General features: G+C 63.9%; 22 protein-coding genes. 14 read left to right on the plus strand and 8 right to left on the minus strand.

The features are described from left to right. The first annotated feature begins 51 nt into the window (after positions 1-51). From V1273_RS03655 to V1273_RS03675, 5 genes are all read left to right on the plus strand, one after another. Positions 52-303 (plus strand): hypothetical protein, encoded by a 252-nt coding sequence (locus V1273_RS03655; protein WP_334383923.1) that lies wholly within the window; start codon positions 52-54, stop codon positions 301-303. Between the two features lie 23 nt (positions 304-326). Next, positions 327-917 (plus strand): SCO family protein, encoded by a 591-nt coding sequence (locus V1273_RS03660; RefSeq protein ID WP_334383922.1) that lies wholly within the window; start codon positions 327-329, stop codon positions 915-917. Positions 918-1,097: 180 nt separating this feature from the next. After that, a complete protein-coding gene (locus V1273_RS03665; RefSeq protein ID WP_334369124.1) occupies positions 1,098-1,925 on the plus strand; it encodes a transporter substrate-binding domain-containing protein in 828 nt (275 codons plus the stop codon). A 189-nt stretch (positions 1,926-2,114) separates the two neighbouring features. Next, entirely contained in the window at positions 2,115-3,758 is a 1,644-nt protein-coding gene (locus tag V1273_RS03670; protein WP_334408749.1) for a lysine--tRNA ligase, read from the plus strand. 291 nt (positions 3,759-4,049) lie between these two features. After that, entirely contained in the window at positions 4,050-4,832 is a 783-nt protein-coding gene (locus V1273_RS03675; protein WP_334383920.1) for a class II aldolase/adducin family protein, read from the plus strand. 317 nt (positions 4,833-5,149) lie between these two features. Here the strand turns inward: V1273_RS03675 and V1273_RS03680 are convergent, their stop codons facing one another. Continuing rightward, positions 5,150-5,485 carry a mismatch-specific DNA-glycosylase gene (locus V1273_RS03680; RefSeq protein ID WP_334366331.1) on the minus strand — a complete coding sequence of 112 codons (336 nt, stop codon included), beginning with the start codon at positions 5,483-5,485 and terminating at the stop codon, positions 5,150-5,152. A 10-nt stretch (positions 5,486-5,495) separates the two neighbouring features. Then, complete coding sequence (locus tag V1273_RS03685; protein ID WP_334408751.1) at positions 5,496-6,146, minus strand: S24 family peptidase; 651 nt, start codon at positions 6,144-6,146, stop codon at positions 5,496-5,498. A gap of 185 nt (positions 6,147-6,331) precedes the next feature. Between V1273_RS03685 and V1273_RS03690 the strand changes: the two genes are divergently transcribed. Further along, complete coding sequence (locus tag V1273_RS03690; protein WP_028347984.1) at positions 6,332-6,676, plus strand: DUF952 domain-containing protein; 345 nt, start codon at positions 6,332-6,334, stop codon at positions 6,674-6,676. Next, entirely contained in the window at positions 6,673-7,770 is a 1,098-nt protein-coding gene (locus V1273_RS03695) for a quinone-dependent dihydroorotate dehydrogenase (protein ID WP_334366333.1), read from the plus strand. The genes V1273_RS03690 and V1273_RS03695 overlap by 4 nt, the downstream gene beginning before the upstream one ends. A 170-nt stretch (positions 7,771-7,940) precedes the next feature. On the opposite strand, the gene V1273_RS03700 is transcribed toward V1273_RS03695, so the two are convergent. The 5 genes from V1273_RS03700 to V1273_RS03720 all read right to left on the minus strand — a co-directional run bounded on the left by V1273_RS03700 (position 7,941) and on the right by V1273_RS03720 (position 13,338). Continuing rightward, positions 7,941-9,263: an MATE family efflux transporter gene (locus tag V1273_RS03700; RefSeq protein WP_334408753.1), complete on the minus strand. Its 1,323-nt coding sequence runs from the start codon at positions 9,261-9,263 to the stop codon at positions 7,941-7,943. A 2-nt stretch (positions 9,264-9,265) separates the two neighbouring features. Beyond that, positions 9,266-10,000 (minus strand): MBL fold metallo-hydrolase, encoded by a 735-nt coding sequence (locus V1273_RS03705; protein WP_334408754.1) that lies wholly within the window; start codon positions 9,998-10,000, stop codon positions 9,266-9,268. Between the two features lie 24 nt (positions 10,001-10,024). Further along, entirely contained in the window at positions 10,025-10,327 is a 303-nt protein-coding gene (locus V1273_RS03710; RefSeq protein ID WP_334408755.1) for a DUF6460 domain-containing protein, read from the minus strand. A 96-nt stretch (positions 10,328-10,423) separates the two neighbouring features. After that, positions 10,424-12,304: a cisplatin damage response ATP-dependent DNA ligase gene (locus V1273_RS03715; RefSeq protein ID WP_334408756.1), complete on the minus strand. Its 1,881-nt coding sequence runs from the start codon at positions 12,302-12,304 to the stop codon at positions 10,424-10,426. After that, positions 12,301-13,338, minus strand: coding sequence for a ligase-associated DNA damage response exonuclease (locus V1273_RS03720; RefSeq protein ID WP_334412164.1), 1,038 nt, complete (start codon positions 13,336-13,338; stop codon positions 12,301-12,303). The genes V1273_RS03715 and V1273_RS03720 overlap by 4 nt, the downstream gene beginning before the upstream one ends. A 150-nt stretch (positions 13,339-13,488) precedes the next feature. Between V1273_RS03720 and V1273_RS03725 the strand changes: the two genes are divergently transcribed. From V1273_RS03725 to pdeM, 4 genes are all read left to right on the plus strand, one after another. Further along, complete coding sequence (locus tag V1273_RS03725) at positions 13,489-14,415, plus strand: class I SAM-dependent DNA methyltransferase (protein ID WP_334408757.1); 927 nt, start codon at positions 13,489-13,491, stop codon at positions 14,413-14,415. A 107-nt stretch (positions 14,416-14,522) separates the two neighbouring features. Continuing rightward, on the plus strand, positions 14,523-15,752 hold the full coding sequence (locus V1273_RS03730; RefSeq protein WP_334408759.1) for an ABC transporter substrate-binding protein: 1,230 nt from the start codon (positions 14,523-14,525) through the stop codon (positions 15,750-15,752). Between the two features lie 257 nt (positions 15,753-16,009). Continuing rightward, entirely contained in the window at positions 16,010-18,571 is a 2,562-nt protein-coding gene (locus tag V1273_RS03735) for a ligase-associated DNA damage response DEXH box helicase (protein ID WP_334383910.1), read from the plus strand. 51 nt (positions 18,572-18,622) lie between these two features. Next, the gene (gene pdeM / locus V1273_RS03740) at positions 18,623-19,294 is read left to right on the plus strand and encodes a ligase-associated DNA damage response endonuclease PdeM (protein WP_334408760.1); all 672 of its coding nucleotides are present in this window, start codon (positions 18,623-18,625) and stop codon (positions 19,292-19,294) included. 194 nt (positions 19,295-19,488) lie between these two features. Here pdeM and V1273_RS03745 read toward each other — a convergent pair whose 3' ends face one another. Beyond that, positions 19,489-20,352, minus strand: coding sequence for a LysR family transcriptional regulator (locus V1273_RS03745; protein WP_334408762.1), 864 nt, complete (start codon positions 20,350-20,352; stop codon positions 19,489-19,491). 97 nt (positions 20,353-20,449) lie between these two features. Between V1273_RS03745 and V1273_RS03750 the strand changes: the two genes are divergently transcribed. From V1273_RS03750 to V1273_RS03760, 3 genes are all read left to right on the plus strand, one after another. Then, positions 20,450-21,373, plus strand: coding sequence for a DMT family transporter (locus tag V1273_RS03750; RefSeq protein WP_334408763.1), 924 nt, complete (start codon positions 20,450-20,452; stop codon positions 21,371-21,373). Between the two features lie 11 nt (positions 21,374-21,384). Further along, positions 21,385-22,167 carry an MBL fold metallo-hydrolase gene (locus V1273_RS03755; RefSeq protein ID WP_334383907.1) on the plus strand — a complete coding sequence of 261 codons (783 nt, stop codon included), beginning with the start codon at positions 21,385-21,387 and terminating at the stop codon, positions 22,165-22,167. An 84-nt stretch (positions 22,168-22,251) separates the two neighbouring features. Then, entirely contained in the window at positions 22,252-23,610 is a 1,359-nt protein-coding gene (locus tag V1273_RS03760; RefSeq protein WP_334408764.1) for an NRAMP family divalent metal transporter, read from the plus strand. The last annotated feature ends 53 nt before the right edge of the window (positions 23,611-23,663 follow it).

A 23,663-nucleotide genomic window follows, 5' to 3' on the forward strand; every position in this document is an offset into this window, starting at 1 on the left:
GCCATTTGCTTTTGGTGCACCTCTCGCCCGACTTGCCCTCCGCATGACGTGATGTTGGGCACGGCCATTCCGCTTGCCTGCACCGGGAACTGCCCCTATCTGAATCCCATGGTTCAGCCGATTTCCACGCAAGTCCGAACGATGGCGGCGGCCCCGCGTCAGGGCCGGGTCGCGTCCGTGATCGTCTGGAGCGCTGCCGGCCTCGGTGCGCTGGCCGTGCTCGGCGCGGCTGCATTGTGGTTCCATTACGGCACCACGGTGTTTTTCGAAATGATCGCCGCCGGCATCTCGGCCTGCTTCTGACCGGGCAATAAGGAATTCCTGACATGGACCGGACCATTCGCCCGCTGGTGATTATCGCTGCCTTCGCCGCGAGCCTCGCGGTCGGGCTGACGATCATGCTGTGGGCAATGGGCGGCTTGCGAACCGTCACGGCGCCGGCCGCGATCGGCGGACCGTTTCAACTGACCGACCAGGCCGGCCAGACCGTCACCGAGCAGAATTTGAAGGGCAAGCCGACACTGATCTTCTTCGGCTTCACCCATTGCCCAGACGTCTGTCCGACCTCGCTGTTCGAGATTTCGGAAGTGCTGAAGGCGATGGGCAAGGACGCCGACCGCGTCAACGCCTGGTTCGTCTCCGTCGATCCCGAGCGCGACACGACGGCCGCGATGAAGGACTATCTCTCCAGCTTCGACCCGCATTTGAAGGGGCTGACCGGCAATCCGGAGGCGATCGCAAAGGTGCTCTCGGCCTACCGGGTCTATGCAAAAAAAGTCCCGCTCAAGGACGGCGATTACACCATGGATCACACCGCGCTGATCTATCTGATGGATCGCGATGGCAATTTCGTAGCGCCCTTCAACCTGAAACGGACACCCGAGGAAGCCGCTAAGGATCTGAAGCGCTATCTCTGAGCGGCAAGCTGGCCGAGGAGCGAAAACGGCCTCGCATCGCGGGCCGGATGGTCTATAAGGCCGTGAAATTCCGCAAAGCCATTGCCGCAGATGTCATATCTTAACGTCCAGTTAACCAATGCAAGACTGTATCGAACCATCAGCGCGTGGCTGGTCGGGCTGTCGATCGTGTCCGCGTTGATGGCTGGCGGCGGTAATGCGGCGCAGGCGCAAACCCAACCCCGCACCGCGGTCGAGGCGGCCCCGCAGGCGGTGCCCGGCTTCTGGGACCCGCGGCGGCGCCCGGACCGGCCCGACATGTCGCGCCTCACGGTGATCCGGTTCCTGACCGAGACCGATTACCCGCCGTTCAACTTTACCGGCCCCGACGGCAACCCCGCCGGCTTCAACGTCGATCTGGCGCGGGCGCTGTGCGACGAGATCAAGATTTCCTGCACCATCCAGATGCGCCGGTTCGAGACGCTGGTCGATGCGATCACAAGCAATCGCGGTGACGCCATTATCGCCTCCATGGCGGTGACGCCGGCCTTGCGCGCAAGGCTCGATTTCACCGATCCCTACTACCGCGCGCCGGCGCGCTTCGTGTCGCGGCGCGATGCCGTGATGCCGGAGGTCCGCCCGGAATATCTCGAAGGCAAGAAGGTCGGCGTCATCGCCGGCACTTCGCACGAGGCCTATCTGAAGGCGATGTTCACCGACGCCGAGATCAAATCCTACCCGAACGACGACGCGCTGCGGCTGGCACTCAGGCGGAGCGAGGTCGACTTCATCTTCGGCGATGCGATCTCGCTGGCGTTCTGGATTAACGGCACCGATTCCGCCGAATGCTGCGCCTTTTCCGGCGGGCCCTTCGTTGAGAGCCGCTATTTCGGCGAAGGCATCGGGATTGCGGTGCGCAAGGGCAATGATCTGCTCCGGACGTCCCTGAACTGGGCGCTGTTCCGGATCTGGGAAAAAGGTCGCTTCACCGATCTGTGGCTGCGGTATTTTTCGATTAGTCCGTTTTAGCGGAGTCATTCCGGGACGCGAAGCGAACTATGATGTGCAATTGCGCATCTGAGAATCTCGAGATTCTCAGGGGGGCAAGGGCGCCCCAGAGTTCGATGCTTCGCATCGCCCCGGAACGACGGCTCTGCCGTCATTTTGCATTTTGCCGCGGAGGCGCTAGTTTCCGCAGCTTCCACAGAGAGCCTTTAAATGTCCGTCATCGACCTTGCCGCCAGCCCGAGCGATTTGCGCGCGCTCGCCGAACAATCCAACGCCTGGCCGTTCGAGCAGGCCAAGGCCATTGTCGCGCGGCTGAAGAAGAACCCGAAGGAGGAGGTGCTGTTCGAGACCGGCTACGGTCCCTCGGGCCTGCCGCATATCGGCACCTTCGGCGAGGTCGCGCGCACCACCATGGTGCGCCACGCCTTTCGCGTGCTGACCGAGGACAAGATCAAGACCCGGCTGCTCGCGTTCTCCGACGACATGGACGGCCTGCGCAAGGTGCCGGACAATGTGCCGAACAAGGAGATGCTGGCGTCACATCTCGGCAAGCCGTTGTCGCGCATACCAGATCCGTTCTCCAACGAGCATCCGTCGTTCGGCGCGCACAACAATGCGCGGCTACGCGCGTTCCTCGATACGTTCGGCTTCGACTACGAATTCGCCTCGTCGACCGACTACTACACGTCGGGCCGGTTCGACGCCGCGCTGCTGCGCATGCTGGAACGGCTCGACGCCGTCATGAAGATCATGCTGCCCAGCTTGCGCGAGGAGCGCGCGGCGACTTATTCGCCGTTCCTGCCGATCTGCCCGCGCACCGGCATGGTGTTGTATGTCCCGATCATCGAGCACGATGTGAAGGCCGGCACCGTCTCCTATGACGATCCCGAGACCAAGGAGCGCGTCACGGTCCCCGTCACCGGCGGGCATTGCAAGCTGCAATGGAAGCCTGACTGGGCGATGCGCTGGTTCGCCCTCGGCGTCGACTACGAAATGGCCGGCAAGGACCTGATCGACTCCGTGAAGTTGTCGGGCAAGATCTGCTCGGCGCTCGGCGGCACGCCGCCGGAGGGTTTTAACTACGAACTCTTCCTCGACGAAAAGGGCCAGAAGATTTCGAAGTCGAGGGGCAACGGGCTCACCATCGACGAATGGCTGCGTTACGCCTCGCCGGAATCGCTGTCGCTGTTCATGTATCGCGAACCGAAGGCGGCGAAGCGGCTCTATTTCGACGTCATCCCGCGCAACGTCGACGACTACCTGCAGTTCCTCGACGGCTTCACGCGGCAGGATGCCAAGCAGCAGCTCGCCAATCCGGTCTGGCACATCCATTCCGGCAAGCCGCCGAAGGCGGATATGCCCGTCACCTTCCAGCTCCTGCTGACCTTGGTGTCGTCGTCGAATGCGGAGAACGCTGAAACGCTGTGGGGTTTTATCGGCCGCTATCGTCCGGGCGTCACGCCGCAGACGCATCCGAAGCTCGACGCGATGGTCGGCTACGCCATCAACTACTATCGCGACTTCGTGGCGCCGACCAAGAAGTTCCGCGAGCCGACCGACAGCGAACGCGCCGCGCTGCAGGATCTGCGTGACGCGCTGTCGCAATTGCCGGCGGGATCGAGCGCCGAAGACATCCAGAACGTGGTTTATGAGATCGGCCGCCGCGAGCCGTTCCTCGATCCTGTCAAGAAGGGCAAGGACGGCCGGCCGGGCGTCTCCCTCGACTGGTTCAACATGCTCTACCAGGTGCTGCTCGGCCAGGAGAAGGGCCCGCGCTTCGGCTCGTTCGTCGCGGTGTACGGCGTATCGAATGCGATCGCGATGATCGACGGCGCGCTGGCAAGGAGTGCGTAGCTCTTTCCGTCGTCGCTTGCGAAAGCAGGGACCCATAGCCACAGGCCGATGTTATCGGCTTCGCTGTGGCTCCAGCTTGATGCAAGCAACGAACGTCTGTGGTTATAGGTGCCGGCTCAAGGCCGGGACGACGCCGGAGGGCTTGGCTGCTGCCGCGGACCCGCAAACCGGGATGGCAGGTCCGCCGCAATTTCAGCCATGGCGGCGCCGGATTGCGCTACACTAGTGTGCATAACAGTCGTCAAAGCCTCCACCGAGGGGCGGCAAATAAGCGGATCAGGGAGAAAGCTCATGCAGTTCAGGGTTTCGCCACAGACGCTCAGCGAGTACAGCGCCGAGGAATGGCAGGCGCGGGTCGATCTCGCGGCCGCGCACCGGCTGGCCTTCATCCAGGGATTTTCCGAAGGCATCTTCAACCATCTGACCTTCGTGGTGCCGGGCAAGAGCGACCGCTACTACCAGATTCCGTTCGGCACGCATTGGTCCGAGGTCACCGCGTCCTGCTTCATGGAAGTCGGCATCGACGACGGCGAGGTTAAGAGCGGCGAGGGCGAGGTGGAGCGGTCCTGCTATTGCATCCATGCGCCGATCCACAAGGCGCTGCCGCAGGCGAAAGCTGTGTTTCACACCCATATGCCGCATGCCAGCGCGCTGACGCGGCTAGAAGATCCCCGCATCAAGGAAATCGGCCAGACCGAGGTCGGGCTGTCAGGCGCCATCGCCTATGACGACGAATATACCGGCCCGGCGCTCGATCCCGCCGAAGGCGCGCGGCTCGCAAAAGTCATCGGCGACAAGACCGTGCTGTTCATGGCCAATCACGGCATCTCCACCGTCGGCGCCACCATCGCGGAAGCCTATGACATGCTGTATTACGTCGAGCGTGCCGCCCAGGTGCAGATCTACGCGATGTGGACCGGGCAGAAGCTGAAACAGTTGCCGGCGCCTGTGGTGGAGAAAACCAAGCGCGATTATAAGGACGAGCATCTCTACAAGGGCCCGACCCCAGCGCAGCGGCATTTCGATGCGTTGAAACGGATGCTGGATCGGAAAGAGCCTGATTACGCGACGTAATTCTCCGTCGTCCCCGCGAAAGCAGGGACCCATACGCCGCGGCCTGCGGAAAGGGCAGGCTGTGAGACGCTATTCTTCGCCATGAGCATTTGTGGTTATGGGCCCTGCGTTCGCAGGGCGACGCTGTGGTGAAATCAGCGGCTTGCCCGCGCGCCCACCGTTCTCACCTCATCCGCAAACTGGTGCCAGATCTCCGGGCGCCAGCTTCCATTTGCGGCACCTGAAGTCGACGGTAGTATCCACACCCTGGTATCGCCGATCAGCTCCAACTGCTCGCCATAGTCCCGCTTGCCGTCGAAGAATTTCTGCCCCGCCGTCTAGCTGGTGAACGCAAGGAATTGCGGACGGAATGTCGCGATTGCATTGCGCAGCCGGGCGCGATCCGCTGCCGTCAATTTGGGAAGCGTGGCGCGGTCCATCCCCGCGCCCGCTTTCACCAGATCGGTCAGGCCGATCCCATGTCGCAGCAGACTGCGATATTGATTTGGCCACAGCAGCTCCGGCGTCAGCCCCGTCTCGTGCAAGATCGCCCAGAACTTGTTTTGCCGGTGCGCGTAGTAGGCCCGCTGGGCAGCGGACGTCGTCCCGGCGGCGGTTCCGCACAGCACGATGCGAAGAGAATGTTGCAGGAGGTCGCTCAGCACGTCCGGCACGGCGGCAATCCTACTGGCTCGCCCATACGATCCGGGCGATCCAGGCGACGTCGTCGGCCTCAAGCGTGCGATCGGCATGCGCCGGATTGAGCGACTGCAGTTCCAGGGTCTTGGTGGTCCGGCGCTTCAATTCCTTGACCATCACTTCGCCATCTGACGTCTTGAGTACCACGCGGTCGCCGCGCCGGATCGGTGTGCCCGGCGACACCACGATGATGTCGCCGTCGCGATAGGTCGGCTTCATCGCGTCGCCCGAGATTTCCAGCGCGTAGGCATGCTCGTCGCTGGTCGACGGCAGCGCCACCTCGCTCCAGCCCTTGCCGGCGGGAAAGCCGGAATCGTCGAAATGGCCGCTGCCGGCCTGCGCCAGGGCGAGCAGCGGCAGCGACTGCTGGCTGCGCGCGCCGTCGCCGATCAATTGCACGAAGGTCTCGACCGACGAATTGGTCGCGGCCAGCGCTTTGGAAACTGATTCCGTGGACGGCCAGCGTTCACGGCCGTCCGCGGCGATGCGTTTGGATTTGTTGAACGTGGTGGGGTCGAGGCCGGCGCGCTTGGCAAGACCCGAGGGTGACATGCCGGCACGTTCCGCCAGCCGGTCGATCGCGGTCCAGATCTGGCTGTGGGTCAGAATGCGTTGCGCCTTGGCCTGTCTGGCCATCGAAAATCCCTGAAGCGATCTAGGAATTATTGCCTCATTTGGCCGGTTTGCGCAATTCTTCCAGCCGAAGTCTGTGACCGAAGCGCTTGAGTTAGGCGCGGGCCGCCTTTACGGTCGGCCGCCAGCCCGGCCTTTTCCGGGAAAATCCCAAAAGACTCAACGACAAGCAGGAAGTCCGGATAGCCGTGCCCACGATCTATAAAATCACTCCCGCCTCGGCTTGGCGCGAGGCCGAACGGCAGGGCGTCTACCGGGGAAGTAGCGACGATCTGCGTGACGGCTTCATTCATTTTTCGACCGCGTCCCAGGTCGCCGAGACCGCGCGCAAGCATTATTTCGGCCAGACCGGGCTGTTCCTGGTCGCGGTCGACGCCGACGCGCTGGGGGATGCGTTGCGCTGGGAGCGTTCGCGCAACGACGAACTGTTTCCGCATCTCTACGGCGAACTCGATCTCGGCGCGGTAACCGGCATTCTCGATATGCGCGCGCGGTCCGATGGCACGCACGACATTCCGGAGCTCCTCCCGTGATCCGCGCTTTCGACGCCTTCTCGCTGCCGCTGTTGCGCTGGTTCGACCCGGAGGACGCGCATCGCATGGCCATCCAGGGCCTGCGGCTACTGCCGTTGGTCAAGCCGCGCGCCGACGACCACAAACTGGCGGTACGCGCGTTCGGCCTGAATTTCCCCAATCCGATCGGCATGGCCGCGGGCTTCGACAAGAGCGCGGAAGTGCCCGACGCGCTGTTGCGGCTCGGTTTCGGCTTTGTCGAGATCGGCACGGTGACGCCGAAACCGCAGGGCGGCAATCCGCGGCCGCGGCTGTTTCGGCTCGAGCGGGATGAAGCCGTGATAAACCGCATGGGCTTCAACAATGACGGCGCCGAAGTCGCATTGCGCCGGCTGGCGGCGCGCGCCCACCATGGCGGCATTATCGGCGTCAATGTCGGGGCGAACAAGGATTCGTCCGACCGTGTGGCCGATTATGTCAAGCTGATTGAGACCTTTGCACCTGTCGCGAGCTATTTCACCGTCAACGTCTCCTCGCCGAACACGCCGGGCCTGCGCAATTTGCAGCAAGCGGCAGCGCTCGACGAACTGCTCGCCAAGGTGATCGATGCGCGCGAGCGGGTGCGGAAGAATGCCGGGGATTCGCCGGTGCTGCTGAAGATCGCGCCCGATCTCAGCCTCGCCGAACTCGACGACGTCGTGCACATCGCGCGCTCGCGCCGCGTCGACGGCATGATCGTCGCCAACACCACGCTGGCTCGCCCTTCGATCCTGCGCGAACAGGCCCGTGCGAAAGAGCAGGGCGGATTGTCGGGACGGCCGCTGTTTCGACTATCGACCCGCATGGTGGCGGAGACTTATGTCCGCACCGAGGGCGCGTTTCCGTTGATCGGCGTCGGCGGCATCGATTCCGGCGGCGCAGCGCTGACCAAAATCCGCGCCGGCGCCAGCCTGATCCAGATCTATTCGTCGCTGGTCTACAAGGGACTTGGTCTCGTCGACGACATCAAAAACGATCTCGCCTCGACCTTGCTGCGCACGGGGCGTGATTCGCTGTCGGAGATCGTTGGTGCCGACGCCGCGACGATTACCGCCGAGGACTGGCCGGTGAGATGATCTCGTGCCCCGGACGCAGCGCAGCGCGTAGCGATGCGCGCTGCTGAGCCGGGGCCCATGCGTGCTGCGAAAAAGAGTGGGTCCCGGCTCAGCGACGCGTCACCATAGCGCGTCGAAGACGCGCGTGAACGCGCTTATGGTGCCGCATCGCGTCCGGGACATGAGACAGCCTACCCAAACGACTTTCTCAAGAGTGCCGGATACCGCAGCGCCTCTAACCCACCGCGCGCGGCGTAATGAATCAGTAGCGCGCCCCACAGTCCGGCATTGCCAAACGACCGCAGCGCAAACCACGCGGTGAGGAAGATCACCAGCGAAGCCACCATCAGATTGCGCATGTCGCGCGCCCAGGTGGCGCCGATGTAGATGCCGTCAAAGGCAAAGGCGAACACGCCGAGCAACGGCGCAAAAATCACGAACGGCAAATAGTCGCGCGCGATGCGCCGCACCTCCACGCTTGTCGTCATCATGTCGACAAACGCGGGCCCGAACAGCAGGAAACAGGCGGCGACCGCGAGCGCGAAGCCAAAGCCCCACATGACGACGAGCTTGACGGCGCCGGCGAAGGCCGCCTTGTTGCGGGCGCCATAGGCCCGGCCGCAGAGTTGCTCGGCAGCGTTGGCGAGGCCATCGAGGAAAAAGGCGCCGAACAGCAGAAAATTGTTGAGCACGGCATTGGCGGCGAGCGTCAGGTCGCCGGCACGTGCACCCTGTGCGGTGAAGAACAAGAACGCCGCGATCAGCGAGGCGGTGCGGATCATGATGTCGCGGTTGACCGAGAGCATGCGCATCAGCTTGGCCGGATCGAACAGCATCGCGCGGGAAACCCCGAGTTGCCCTTTCGAAAGCCGGCGGGCGATCTGCAATCCGAGCATCAGGCCTGCGGCTTCCGCGATCAGCGCGGCGATTGCGGCGCCGGCAATTCCGAAGTCGAGCGCCAGCACCAGCACGACGGTTGCCGCCACGTTGATGAGGTTGATCGTGATCTGCGTGCCGAGCGCCAGCTTGGCCCGGGCCTGTCCGACCAGCCATCCCAGCACCACGTAATTGCCGAGCGCCAGCGGCGCTGACCAGATCCGGATAATGAAGTAGGTTTTCGCCGCGCGCGTGACGCCCTCACTGCCACCCATCGTGTTGAGCAGAACGGTGGCGAGCGGGATCTGCAGAGCGATCAGCGCCGCGCCGACCAGTGCCGCCACGATCAGCCCGCGTGCCAGGATGGCGCGCAGTTCCGATGTCTCGCCGGCGCCGAGCGATTGTGCCGTAAAGGCGACCGTGCTCATGCGCAGGAATCCGAACAGCCAGAACATGCAGTCGAACAGCACCGAGGCCAAGGCCACGCCGCCGAGCAGCGTGGCGTCGTCGAGCCGCCCGATGGCCGTGGTCGAGACGATGCCGATCAGCGGCGTGGTCAGGTTTGCGACCATCGCGGGACCCGCGATGGCAAACACCTGTGCTGTCGTGACTTTCGATGGAACTAGCGGCGAGTGCATGCCTAGAGCTCGACGACCATGCCGTCTTCGGCAGCGGTATAGGGCAGTTCGCCCAGCCGCCCGAGCATGTCGTCGCTCATGTGCGTGAGCACCAGCCGTTTCGGGTTGATCTCGGGCAGATGCGCTGCGAGCGTTTTCAGGCTCAGATGGTTCTTGACGATCTTGTCAAAGTAATACGCCTCAGCGATGAACAGGTCGGCGTCGCGCGCCGCTGGGATCAGCGTCTCCGTCCACTCGGTGTCGGCGCTGTAGGCGATGACGCGGTTCTCCGCCTCGACGCGATAAGCCAGGAATGGCCCACCGGATTCGCCATGAACGACGGGATAGGGCGTGACCTTGACCTCGCCGAACGTGCGGCTTTGCTCCGGTTCAAGCGCGACAACCGAGAGATCAAAACGCTGTTTTGTCTTCGATGAATGCTCGAACAGCGCTTCCATCAGGCTGGCGAGTTTTGTCTCGATCCCTTGCGGGCCGGCAATGACGAGCGGGCGGGAGCGACGCGTGAACTGCGCATCCAGCAGCAGGAACGGCAGGCCGCCAAAATGGTCGCCGTGGAAATGCGTGATCAGGATTAGATCGATCGCATCGCGCGCAATGCCGAGCCGCTTCAGCGCCGGCAGCGACGACGCGCCGCAATCGATCAGGAAGTTAACGCGGTTACCCGTGACGTGGAAGCAGGTGTTGTGCCTGCCACCGGACCCGAACGCATCGCCGCAGCCGACAAATCGCAATTGCATCGGCTGCCACCGCCCAATGAGTAACTATCGCCCGCGCGGGGCGCCGAACAGCCGCGACAGCAGCCAGATCGGGACCACGATCACAGCGCCGAGCAGGAAGTAGCGCCACAGCCAGTTGACGGCGTCGAAGCCGAGATCCCACAGCCGCTGGAACAGCATGCGGATGCTGTGCACGATATTCCAGGGATCGAAGCCGATGGCGGCGAGCACCACGCCGACCAGGATCGACAACAGGATCAGCCGGAACGCCACCGACAGCGGCGAGCCGCCGAGAAAACGATACAGGCCGTCATTGTTGGCCGGCAGGTCTCTGACGTCGTTGGGCATCGGTTTCTCCTCGCGGGTCGTGCGCATTATAGGCACGGCGGGGCACATGGGGAACCCGCTCATATCAGTCAATGGCCGCCATGCGCCTGCGGAATGTTAATTTGCCGTCACATCCTTCAACATCCGTTCCAGCGTTTCCAGCCGGTCGGCCTCACGCGGCGGCTTGTCCCAGCGCAGCCGGCTGATGCGCGGAAACCGCATCGCGACGCCGGATTTGTGCCGCGGCGAGCGCGCCAACCCCTCGAACGCCACTTCCAGCACCAGCCCCTGGTCCGGCTCATGCACGACATGGCGGACCGGGCCGAATTTTTCCGTGGTGTTGCGGCGGACGAAGCGGTCGATCTGCAACAGTTCTTCATCGGTGAACCCGAAATAGGCCTTGCCGACCGGCACCAGTTGCTCGCCGTCCTCGCCCGAGGTCCAGACGCCGAAGGTGTAATCCGAATAATAGGACGAGCGCTTGCCGTGGCCGCGCTGCGCATACATCAAGACGGCGTCGATGATGTGTGGATCGCGCTTCCATTTCCACCACTGGCCCTTGGGCCGGCCCGGCAGATAGGGCGCGTCGCGGCGCTTGAGCATCACGCCCTCGACGGCATCGGCATCTTGGCCGGCGCCGGCGCTGGCGGGGTCGGCGCGCGCGGCCATCAGCGCCTGCCAGCTATCGAAGGCAATGGTCGGCGACAGATCGATGCGCGGGTCGTCCAGCTTGCGGACGAACACTTCAAGATGCGCCCGGCGCTCGATAAACGGCAATTCGCGCAGGTCGTTCTCGTCGTCGCCGAGCAGGTCGTAGGCGCGCAGGTGAATCGGAAAGTCCTTGGTCAATTTCGGTGAGACGACCTTTCGATTGAGCCGCTGCTGCAATATGTTGAAGGTCTGCACGCGGCCATCGCGCAGCACCAGCAGTTCGCCGTCGATCGCGCCGGGCAGATGCAGCGACGGCAGGAGGTCGGGAAAGCTGTTGGTGATGTCCTCGCCGGTTCGCGAGTAGAGCCGCGCCTGCATGTGCCCGCGCTCATCGCGACCGCTTACTGCCTGCACGCGAATGCCGTCCCATTTCCATTCCGCGATGAAATCGGCCGGATCGAGACTGGCGAAATCCGTATCCTCGATCGCATGCGCCAGCATCACCGGGCGGAACGGCGCCGGATCGCGGTTGACCGGTTTTTCGCCGCGACCTTCCAGCCAGGCGAACAATTCGAGATAGGGCGGGGCGAGCCCCGGCCAGATCAGCTCGATCTCGTGCGGATCCTTGTCGCCCAAAGCCGCTGCGGCCGTTTTCGCCAGCCGCGCCGAAATCCCGATCCGCATCGCGCCGGTGACCAGCTTTAGCAGCGCCCAGCGGCCGGTCTCGTCGAGTTCGTCGAGCCAGCGCGCGAGCTGGCTTGGCAGTTCGGTCTTGCCGAGCGTGCGAAGGGTAACGACGACTTCACTCAGTGTCGGAGGCGGAGGGTTGTTGTGGTGGCTGTGTGGGTGCGGGCCATTATTGACACCGCCCGTGTGGTACCCCTCTCCCTGACCTCGAGAGCGAGCTTCGCTCGCCTCGGACCCCGCAAGGGGGGAGGGAACGGAGAGAGTCTTGTTTGTGGCCTTCGATCTGACATGCGGTGACAGCCCAGCACGCAACTGCGCTCCCTCCCCCCTTGCGGGGGAGGGCGGGGGAGAGGGGTGGCCCAGCAAAGATTGCCCGTCGCCAACCCCGCCCTTCGGCCACATCAGCGCGACCGTTTCCGAGAGATCGCCGACATAATCATAGGACAGTCCGAACAACACCGGATCGGTACGATCCATGATCAGGTCCCGAACGAGCCCCGGCTTGGCGTGCTTGAACGACAGCGCGCCGGTCAGCGCCGCCAGCGCGTAGCCGCGGTCGGGATCGGGCGTGTCGCGGAAATAGGCCGTGATCAGCCGCAGCTTGTTGTTGCGGCCGGGCTCGTAGGCGAGTCGGTCAAGCAGTTCGGCAAAGCGGTTCATGTCTCGGCCTCGTCGGCCGCCACCACCTCGTGTTCCTCCTCATCACCGTAGCCGACCAGATCGAGCGGCCGCGCGGCAAGCCCGCGCGCCCTGCACCAATGCACCAGCGCGTCTTCCTGGCCGTGCGTGACCCAGACCTCGCCAGCGCCGGTGGCCGCGATGGTGGCGGTCAGCCCGTCCCAGTCGGCGTGGTCGGATATCACCAGCGGCAGTTCGACGCCGCGCTGGCGGGCGCGCGCCCGCACCCGCATCCAGCCCGAGGCAAACGCCGTGACCGGATCGGGGAATCGCCGCGTCCAAATGTCAGAGGTAGCCGTCGGCGGCGCCAGCGTGATGGTGCCGGCGAGGTCGGCCTTCTTCATGCCCTTCACCAGCCGCAGCTCGCCGAGCGCGATGCCGCGGCTCTCATAGTAGCGCGTGATCCCTTCCATCGCGCCATGCAGATAGATCGCCGCGTCGTAGCCTTGCTCGCGCAACAGCGCGATCACGCGCTGCGCTTTGCCGAGCGAATAGGCCCCGACCAGATGCGCGCGTTCCGGAAACAGCGCGACGGACGCGAGTAGCTTTTTCACCTCATCCGCCGCATCGCCATGGCGGAACACCGGCAGGCCGAAGGTGGCTTCGGTGATGAAGACGTCGCAGGGCACGACTTCGAATGGCGTACAGGTCGGATCGATCGCGTCCTTGTAGTCGCCGGATGCAACGATGCAGAGGTCCTTGCAGGAAACGGCGATCTGCGCCGAGCCCAGTACGTGGCCCGCCGGGTGAAACTTGATCTTGACGTCGCCAAGGCGCACCTCTTCGCCATAGCTTATCGCCTGCGTGCTGCGCGCAAAATTGTCGCCATAGCGCAGCCGCATCATGTCGAGCGTTTCCTGCGTGGCGAGCACGGCGCCATGGCCGGGACGGGCGTGGTCGGAATGGCCATGGGTAATCACGGCGCGCTCGACCGGGCGAACGGGATCGATATGGAAGCCGCCCGGCTTGCAGCATAGGCCGGCAGCAACTGGCAACAGGATGTCGTGCGGACGCATCCGGCTTATATAGGGCGTCTCCCCGCGATGTTCAGCCGTGTGATGTCTAGCTGTCATGCGCGGGCTTGACCCGCGCATCCATCTTTTGAAGAGTCTGCTTTTTGTGATGGATGGCCGGGCCAAGCCCGGCAATGACAAGCTTGGGAACCCATGCCTGCCCGCCTGTTTCTGTCTTCCGGCGATCTGATGGCCGACCGCCGGTTCGAATTCGCGCGCGATCTGCAATTGAAGGGCGATCTTGCAGCCGCTGCCGATCTGCTGATGCAGGCGATCGAACTAGCGCCGAATTTCACCTCCGCCTGGTTCACGCTCGCCGATATCCGCGAGCAGCTCGGCGAGCATGACGCGGCGATCTCGGCGTTTCGCCAGGCCCAGGCCAGCGATCCCGGCGACCGCCGTGGCGCCGGACTTCGATTGATGCGGCTCGGCGCCGAACCGTTGACCGGCATGCCGCAGGCCTATGTGCAAACGCTGTTCGATCAATATGCGCCGCGGTTTGAATCCTCGCTGGTGGACGATCTCGGTTATCGCGGCCCGGCACTGTTGTTCAAGGCGGTGCTGGCGGTGCGATCAGCCACGCGCAAGCCGGCGTTCTTCAAGCGCGCGATCGACCTCGGCTGCGGCACCGGGCTGGCGGCGTCGGCGTTTGCCAGGGAGGTCGATCATTTCATCGGCGTCGATCTGTCGCCACGGATGATCGAGCGGGCGCGCGCCACCGGCCTCTATGCGGAGCTGGAAGTCGCCGACATGTTGCAGGGCCTGCGCACAAGGAGGGAAGCCAGTGCCGACCTCATCCTTGCCGCGGACGCGATGGTTTATGTTGCTGACATCGCTCGCGTGCTGGCGGAAGCAGCGCGCGTGTTGGTGCCGGGCGGTCTCATCGCCTTCACCACGGAGACCCATGACGGTGAGGGTGTCAGGCTCGGGCAGGGCCTGCGCTACGCGCACGCCGCGGCTTACGTGCGCGCGGCCGTCGAGGGGGCCGGCCTGCAATTATCCCGCCTCGAAGAATTATCCGCCCGCAACGAGGATCATGCGCCGGTTCCTGGCCTGGTCGTCGTCGCCGCGAAAACTTGAGTCTAGGCGCTACGCACACCGCGAATGGTGGGATTGCGTGCGACATGTCAGCTATTGCCAGGGACGCCGGAATGCCTGATCAAAGCTCCCATAAGGGAGAAATAACAATGAACAAGAAACAGACTCGCCGTGAATTCGGCGCCACCGCGCTCGCTGCCGCTTTTGCATCAACGCTGCCCGCGCCATTCGTTTGGGCCGCGGAGAAAAAATACGATCCCGGCGCCAGCGACACCGAAATCAAGATCGGGCAGACCGTGCCGCATTCCGGTCCCGGCTCGCTCTACGGCGTGCTCGGCCGTGTCGGCGAAGCCTATTTCCAGATGCTGAACGAGAAGGGTGGCATCAACGGACGCAAGGTGAAATTCTTCACCATGGACGACGCCTACAGCGCGCCGAAATGCGTCGAGGCGACGCGGCGGCTGGTTGAGCAGGAGGAAGTGCTGGCGCTGTACGGCTCGCTCGGCACCGCGCCGCAGACTGCCGTGCACAAATATCTCAATTCAAAGGGCGTGCCGCAATTGCTGCTCAATACCGGCGCGTCGAAATGGAACGACCCGAAGAACTTCAAATGGACCATGGCGGGCCTGCCGCTCTATCCGACCGAAGCGCGCATTCTCGCCCGACATGTCGTGAGCGTGAAGCCGAACGCGAAAATGGGCATCCTCTACCAGAACGACGATTTCGGCCGCGATTTTCTCGGTCCCTTCAAGAAGGTGCTGGCGGATGCCGGCGGTACCGCCAAGGTGATCATGGAGCAGACCTACGATCTGACCGAGCCGACGATCGATTCGCAGATCATCAATCTCTCTAAATCCGGCGCTGACGTCTTCTACAATATCTCGACCGGCAAGGCGTCGTCGCAGTCGATCCGCAAAGTGGCTGAACTCGGCTGGAAGCCGCTGCACCTGCTGTCGGCGGGATCGACCGGCCGTTCAATTCTCACCGCCGCCGGCCTCGAAAACGCAACCGGCATTGTCGCCATCCGTTACGCCAAGGAAGTCGGCGTGCCGCGCTTCGAGAAGGACCCGGACGTGATGGCGTTCGAGGAGTTGCGCAAAAGATATTTGCCGAACGTCGACCCTGATAACACCATCGCCTTTGCCGGCTACGGCCAGGTCGCGTCGATGGCGGAAATCCTGCGCCGCTGCGGCGACGAACTCACCCGCGCCAACGTGCTCAAGCAGGCCACGACGCTGGCGGGCTTCCATTCGCCCTATTTCCTCGATGGCGTGAACTACAGCTACACGCCGGAGGACTACACGCCGATGAAGACGCTCTACATCTCGATCTTCAACGGCAAGGACTGGGACATCTCCGACAAGCCGGTGACGGAGTAGGAGGCGGACGGCGTTCCCCGGATGCTGCACAGCGCCAGCAGCGCGTTTACGCGCGTCTGTTGACGCGCTATGCCTTGCGGCGTGGTGCGCTGCTGATCCGGGGTCCACAATGCTGCGGCAGGTCCCGGTTCTGCGGCGCAGCGTTGCACGCTGCACCGCGCCCGGGACACGAGACGAGCGGGGCGAGGTGACTTGCCAGGCCCTCGACGAACCCGCTCCAACGGCTTACTTCTCCTGGTGTGCCGTCGCTCGATCCCTTGCCCCTCACGCCGCTTGAAACGGCTGCGTTGCTGCCCGACCGCTTCCGGCGCTGGTTCGCCGCGCGCGGCTGGTCGCCGCGCGAGCATCAACTCGCGCTACTGTCAAAGGCCAGCGACGATCGTTCGGCACTGCTGATCGCCCCAACGGGCGCCGGCAAGACGCTGGCCGGCTTCCTCCCGACGCTGGTGGAGCTTTCGCGCCCTTCCGTCCAACGGCGCGAGGGCACGAAAAGCCTCATGTCCACCGGCCGCAGCGTCAAACGCACCGGCGGTCTCCACACCCTCTATATCTCGCCGCTGAAAGCGCTCGCAGTCGACATCGCGCGCAACCTGGAAGCGCCGATTGCCGAGATGGGGCTGCCGATCAAGGTCGAGACCCGCACCGGCGACACGCCGGTGTCGCGGCGGCAACGGCAGCGGCGTTATCCGCCGGATGTTCTGCTGACCACGCCGGAACAACTGGCGCTGCTGCTGTCGTCCGACGACGCACCGTTTTTGTTTTCGTCGCTGAAACGCATCGTGCTCGACGAACTGCATGCGCTCGTCACCTCGAAGCGCGGCGATCTGTTGTCGCTTGGCCTGGCGCGGTTGTGGCGCCTGGCGCCAGAGATGCGCGCGATCGGACTATCCGCGACGGTAGCCGAGCCGGAATCGCTGGCGCGGTTTCTGATGCCGCAGCGCGACGGCAAGGACGTGTCAGCCGATATCGTCGTGGCCGGTGGCGCGGCGGCGCCCATCGTCGAGATGCTCGACACAAAGGAGCGGTTGCCCTGGGCCGGCCATACCGCGCGCCATGCGCTCGGCGAAATGTATGACCTGATCCGGCGCAACAAGACCACGCTGATCTTCGTCAACACCCGCAGCCAGGCTGAAATGCTGTTCCAGGAATTCTGGCGCATGAACGACGACGGCCTTGCCATTGCCTTGCATCATGGCTCGCTGGACGTCGCCCAGCGCCGCAAGGTCGAGGACGCGATGGCGGCGGGAAAGCTGCGCGGCGTGGTTTGCACGTCCTCGCTCGATCTCGGCATCGACTGGGGCGATATCGATCTCGTCATCAATGTCGGCGCGCCGAAAGGTTCCTCGCGGCTGATGCAGCGTATCGGCCGCGCCAATCACCGACTGGATGAACCCTCGCGCGCGGTCCTGATCCCGGCCAACCGTTTCGAGGTGCTGGAGTGCCGCGTCGCGATCGACGCCATTGCGGAGAATGCGCAGGATACGCCACCGTTGCGTACTGGCGCGCTCGATGTGCTGGCGCAGCACGTGCTCGGCTGCGCCTGCGGCGAGCCGTTTTTTTCCAACGAACTCTATGCGGAAGTCCTGACCTCGGCGCCTTATTCCTTGCTGACGCGAACCGATTTCGACGATGTCGTCGATTTCGTCGCCACCGGCGGCTATGCGCTGAAGACCTACGAACGCTTTGCGCGCATCAAGCAGGACAAGCAGGGTCGCTGGCGCGTCGCCAATCCAAAAGTGCGGCAGAGCTATCGCCTCAACGTCGGCACCATCGTCGAAGAGACCATGCTGAAGGTTCGCCTGGTGCGCTCGCGCAGCGGCGGGTCCGGCTCGACCGGTGCGCTCGGCCGCGGCGGGCGGATGCTGGGCGAGATCGAGGAAGCCTTTATCGAAGGCCTCGTGATCGGCGACACGTTTGTGTTCGGCGGTGAAGTCGTGCGCTACGAGGCATTGGCCGAAGATCAGGTCTATGTCTCGCGTGCCAACGACAAGGACGCGAAAGTGCCGTCCTATATGGGCGGCAAGTTTCCGCTTTCGACCTATCTCGCCGAGCGCGTGCGCAAATTGCTCGACGACCGGCGCGCGTGGAATGCGCTGCCCGATCAGGTGCGCGACTGGTTATCGTTGCAGAGGGATTTTTCCCGCGTGCCGGCGGTGCAAGAACTGCTGATCGAGACCTTCCCCCGCGGCAACAAGCATTATCTCGTCTGCTATCCCTTCGAGGGCCGGCTGGCGCACCAGACGCTCGGCATGCTCTTGACACGGCGGATGGAGCGGGCGCGGGTGCGGCCGCTCGGCTTCGTCGCCAACGAGTATGCACTTGCCGTATGGGGCCTCGGCGATATGTCGTTCATGATCCGGCACGGCAAGCTCGATCTCAACGCGTTATTCGATCCGGACATGCTGGGCGACGACCTCGAGGTGTGGCTCGCCGAATCCGCATTGATGAAGCGTACCTTCCGCACCTGCGCCATCATCTCCGGCCTGATCGCGCGGCGCTTCACCGGCGAGGAGAAATCCCGCCGCCAGGTGCTGTTCTCGACCGACCTGATCTACGATGTGTTGCGCAAACATCAGGCGGACCACGTGCTGTTGCGCGCCGCCCGCGCCGATGCCGCGACAGGCCTGCTCGATCTCAAGCGTCTGGGTGATATGCTCTCGCGTATTCACGGGCGAATCAGCCATCGGGAACTCGAACACGTTTCGCCGCTCGCCGTTCCCGTGATGCTGGAAATCGGCCGCGAGTCAGTTTATGGCGAAGCAGGCGATGAGTTGCTGGCGGAGGCCGCCGACGAACTCGTCAAAGAGGCGATGGGATAAGCGGGAAGGCACGTGACGGCAGGGGCGCAGTCTTCGGGAGACGATCAACAGATGCGCGCCTCGAAGGTCATGGTTGCCGACGTGACGTTCCGCGCCGACCTCTCCGGCGCGCTGTTATGGCAGGAGCAGCGCCTGCTCGTCGTCTCCGACCTGCATCTGGAAAAAGGCTCCAGCTTCGCCGCGCGCGGCGTGCTGCTGCCGCCTTACGATACCGTGGCGACGCTGAGCCGGCTCGCCGCCGTGATCGCGCGGCACGACCCGCGCATGGTGATTGCGCTCGGCGACAGTTTTCACGATCGCGACGCGCATCGGCGGCTGTCGGCGCCGGATCGCGACGCGCTCTCGGCAATGCAGGCGCGGCGCGACTGGATCTGGATCTCGGGCAACCACGATCCGGCGCTGCCGCCCGACCTCGGCGGCACTGTGGCGAACGAAGTCGCGATCGGGCCGATCGTGTTCCGCCATGAGCCGACGGGGGCGGCGGGTGAAATCGCCGGCCATCTGCATCCCAAGGCGCGCGTCGCCACAAGGGGGAGATCGATGGAACGGAGGTGCTTTGCCAGTGACGGCGAGCGCGCGGTGATGCCCGCTTTCGGCGCCTATACCGGGGGCCTGAGCATCCGCGATCCCGCGTTTGCGAAGATTTTTCCGACGCCAGGCCTGATGGCGCATGTGCTCGGCGACAACCGTGTGCACGCGATTGCCGCGTCAAGGTGTTATTGAGCATTTGATGCGGGGCGTTTCTTACCTCTCCCGCTTGCGGGGTCGAGACGAGCGAAGCTCGCTCTTAGGTCGACGCGCTCGAAGAGCGCGGCGGGTGGGGGTCTCTCCCGGAATTCGAACATCTGTTATGCGGCACCACCCCCACCCCGGCCCTCCCCCGCAAGCGGGAGAGGGAGCGCACCTCCCGTGCTGCTCTACGCCGCCTTCGCGTCGACGCTGTCGCAGAACTCGGCGAGGCGGTCGGCGAGCCGCAGCGTTGCGGGGCTGGCGTCGGGCGAGGCCACCAGCGCCAGTTCGGTCTTGTCGATCGGCGCAAAGCCGTCCTTCGCCGTGAGCACGCGATGGCCGGCCTGGATCGCGATGTCGGAGAGAATGCTCAATCCCAATCCGGCAGCGACTGCGGCCTGGATGCCGGCAAGGCCGGAAGAAGTATAGGCCATGTGCCAGGATCGCCCCGCGCTTTCCAGCGCATGGATCGCGCGCGCACGATAGAGGCAGCCGGCAGGAAAGCCGATCAGCGGCACCGAGCCAGCGTCGATATCGATCGGATGGGTTTTGCTGGTGACCCAATGCACCTTCTCCGGCCACACCGCGATCGCGCCTTTCTCGCCGGCGTCGCGCTTGAGCAGCGCCAGATCGAGATCGCCGCGTTCGATGTCGCGCCTGAGATACGTGCTCTGGTCGGCGCGCACATCGAGCCGCAGGCCCGGGCGCGAGCGCGAAAACGTCGCCAGCAACTTGGCAAGACGATAGGCGGCGAAATCCTCGGGGATGCCGAGCTTGATCGCGCCTTCGCTTTCCGGCCGGGCCACCACGTCGCGGGCTTCCTCGGCGAGCGACAATAGCCGCCGCGCGTAGGACAACAGCCGCTCGCCGGCCTCCGTCGGCGTCACGTCCTTGCCGTTGCGGTTCAACAGCGGCTGGCCGACATCGTCTTCCAGCCGCTTGATCTGCTGGCTGACGGTCGATTGCGTGCGGTGGACGCGCTCGCCGGCGCGGGTGAAGCCGCCGGCATCGACCACGGAGACGAAGCTGCGCAGCAGTTCGAGATCGAGCATGTGAATGCTCCATTTATAAATCCACTGATCATCAGTTTATCATTTAATTTCCAAATATCAAGGCGCGGCCCTAGATCAGGGGTGAAGGAGACTATCCATGTCGCTCGCCCCTTCGGTCGCGGTCCCTCGCGCCGGCTTCAATCTGTTACCGCTCTATATCGGCCTGTTCTGTCTGCTCTGGAGCTTTGCTTTCGTCGCCGGCAAGGTCGGCGTCACCGACTGTCCGCCGCTGATCCTGCTCACAGCGCGATTTTCGCTCGCGGGAGTCCTGATCCTCGGCATCACGGCGCTGCGCGGCGAGGCATGGTCCTCGCTGACCTGGCGCGACGCCGGAATCTTCGCCATCCTCGGCGTCGCAAACAACGCGCTCTATCTTGGTCTCGGTTATACCGGGCTGCAGACGGTATCGGCCGGCCTCGGCGGCCTGATTGTCAGCGCCAATCCGGTTTTCACTGCTGTGCTTGCGGCATTGTTTCTCGGCGAGGCGCTGACCTGGCGCAAGGTGGCGGGACTTTTGCTCGGCATCTCCGGCGTCGCCTTCATCGTCTGGCACCGCATGTCGGTCGGCACGGACAGCTTTCACGGCATCCTGTTCACGCTGGCCTCGCTGGCCTCGATCGTCCTCGGCACCATCCTGTTCAAGGTGCTGGCGCCGAAAGGGAGTCTCTGGGTCGGCAATGGCGTGCAGAATCTCGCCGCGGGCGTCGTGCTGCTGCCGTTTGCGTTCTCGCTTTCCAGCCTCAGTGACATCGTGCCGAGCGCGCGGCTCGCCGGCGCGTTCGCTTTCCTCGTGCTCGGCGGATCGATCCTGGCTTACCTGCTCTGGTTTCACCTCTTGAAGGTCTGCGGCGCGACGGCCGCGAGCGCCTATCACTTCCTGATGCCGCCGCTCGGCATGCTGTTCGCCTTCCTCGTACTCGGCGAGCACATGGAGTTGCGCGACCTGCTTGGCATCGTTCCCGTAGCGCTCGGCATTTATCTGGTGACACGTCCCGCTGCGGCTGCAGTTCAATCTTCGTAAGGAGCAACTCAATGACAGTTACCATCACCCTGATCGGCGGCCCGACGGCGCTCATTGAACTCGACGGCTTCCGGCTGCTGACTGATCCGACGTTCGACGAGCCCGGTGCCTATCAACTGCCGCATGTAAAACTGGAAAAGCTGGTCGGTCCCGCCGTTAGCGCGCATGATGTCGGCGAGGTCGATGCCGTGCTGCTCAGCCACGACCAGCATTCGGACAATCTTGACCATTCCGGGCGCGATTTTCTCAAATCCGCCAAGCGCGTGCTGACGACGGAGGTTGGCGCAAAGCGGCTCGGCGGCCATGCCGAAGGCTTTGCGCCGTGGGCGTCGACCGAATTGACCGGCAATAACGGTCATTCGCTGACCATCACCGCGACGCCCGCGCGTCACGGCCCGGCGGGAATCGAGCCGCTCGCGGGCGACGTGATCGGCTTCGTGGTTTCGTCGAGCAAGCCGGGCAGCCGTCCGATCTACATCAGTGGCGACACCGTCTGGTACGACGGCGTTGCCGAAGTGGCGAAGCGGTTCAAGGCCGGCGTGGTGCTGCCGTTCGCGGGCGCGGCGCAAACCCGCGGCCCCTTCCACATCACGATGGACACCAACGATACGATCGAGACCGCGCGCGCATTCCCGGATGCGGTGATCGTGCCCGTACATACGGAAGGCTGGAAGCATTTCCGCCAGAGTGCGGACGATCTGCGCGCCACCTTCGACACCCTGGGTTTTGGACCGCGGTTGCGAATTCTGGAGCCGGGCGTAGCGACGGTTATCGAGCCGCTAGGCGCTGCGTGACGGACCACCAGAAGGCAACGGACAAGCTCGTGGTCTGGAACCTGTTCCAGTCAGGTTCGTTGTCGCCGGGGCTGGACCCTTGGCATGTCAGTTCGCAACAAGTCGCATCGGAAGCGCCACGCGCATACGGGAACCGGAAACAACAAACCGGCAGCGCAGGCCAAGGCACATCGTTCGTTTCGCTTCCGTGATGCGCTGAGAGCACTCGGGCCGGGCCTGATCACTGGCGCGTCCGACGACGATCCGTCGGGAATCGGCACCTATAGTCAGGCAGGCGCACAGCTCGGTTACGGCATCGGCTGGACCATGCTGCTGACGTTTCCGCTGATGGCGGCGATCCAGGAAATCTCCGCGCGCGTCGGCCGCGTCACTGGGCATGGTATCGCAGGCAACGCGGGCCGGCATTATTCGCCTTGGCTGCTCAATGTAGTGGTGGCGCTGCTGTTCATTGCCAACACCATCAACATCGGCGCCGATCTCGGCGCCATGGCGGACGCCACCAAACTGCTAATCGGCGGCCACAGCATTTTCTATGTGTTGTTGTTCGGCGTGACCTCGGTCGCGGCGCAGATCTTCCTCGACTACAGGCGTTACGTGTTGGCGCTCAAATGGCTGACGCTCAGCCTGTTTGCCTATGTCGCCGCGCTCGCCTTTGCCAAGGTTCCGTGGGGCGAGGCGCTCGCCGGCATTCTCATTCCGCGCCCGGCCTGGAGCCTGGAATATTTCACAACCATCGTCGCCATTCTTGGCACCACGATCTCGCCCTATCTGTTCTTCTGGCAAGCCTCGCAGGAAGCCGAGGACCAGCGCGTCGACAAGGCGAAGCGGCCGCTGGTCGAAAAGCATTACGGCGCCCAGAAGGAATTCAATCGCATTCGCGCCGACACCATCGTCGGCATGGCGTTCTCCAACCTGATCGCATTGTCGATCATCGTAACCGCCGCGGCGACGCTGCATGCGGCCGGCAAGACCGATATCCAGAGCTCGGCGGACGCGGCCGAAGCCCTGCGTCCGATCGCCGGCGCGTTCGCTGAAACGATTTTTGCGCTCGGTATCGTTGGCACAGGCCTGCTGGCAATTCCGGTGCTCGCCGGCGCCGCCGCCTATGCGGTCGGGGAGGGACGGCGATGGCCGGTCGGGCTCGCGCGCAGGCCCAAGGCCGCCGCCGCGTTCTACGCAGTGCTGGCGCTCTCGGCTGGCATAGGTATCGCGTTGAACTTCACGCCGATCAATCCGATCTCGGCGCTGTACTGGAGCGCGGTCATCAACGGCGTGCTCGCCGTGCCGGTGATGGTGCTGCTGATGCTCATGGCCCGCCGCAGGGACGTGATGGACCGCTACGTCATCAAGGGGCCACTCTATTGGCTGGGATGGCTGTCCACTGCGGCGATGCTGCTCAGCGTCGTCGCGATGGGAATGGGGTTTTTTGCCGGGAGATCGTAGGATAGGTGGAACGACTTGTCCGCCGTAGCTCGACTTGTCCGCCGTAGCTCAAC

The sequence above is a fragment of the Bradyrhizobium sp. AZCC 1721 genome (assembly GCF_036924715.1).
Classification (GTDB): Bacteria; Pseudomonadota; Alphaproteobacteria; order Rhizobiales; family Xanthobacteraceae; genus Bradyrhizobium.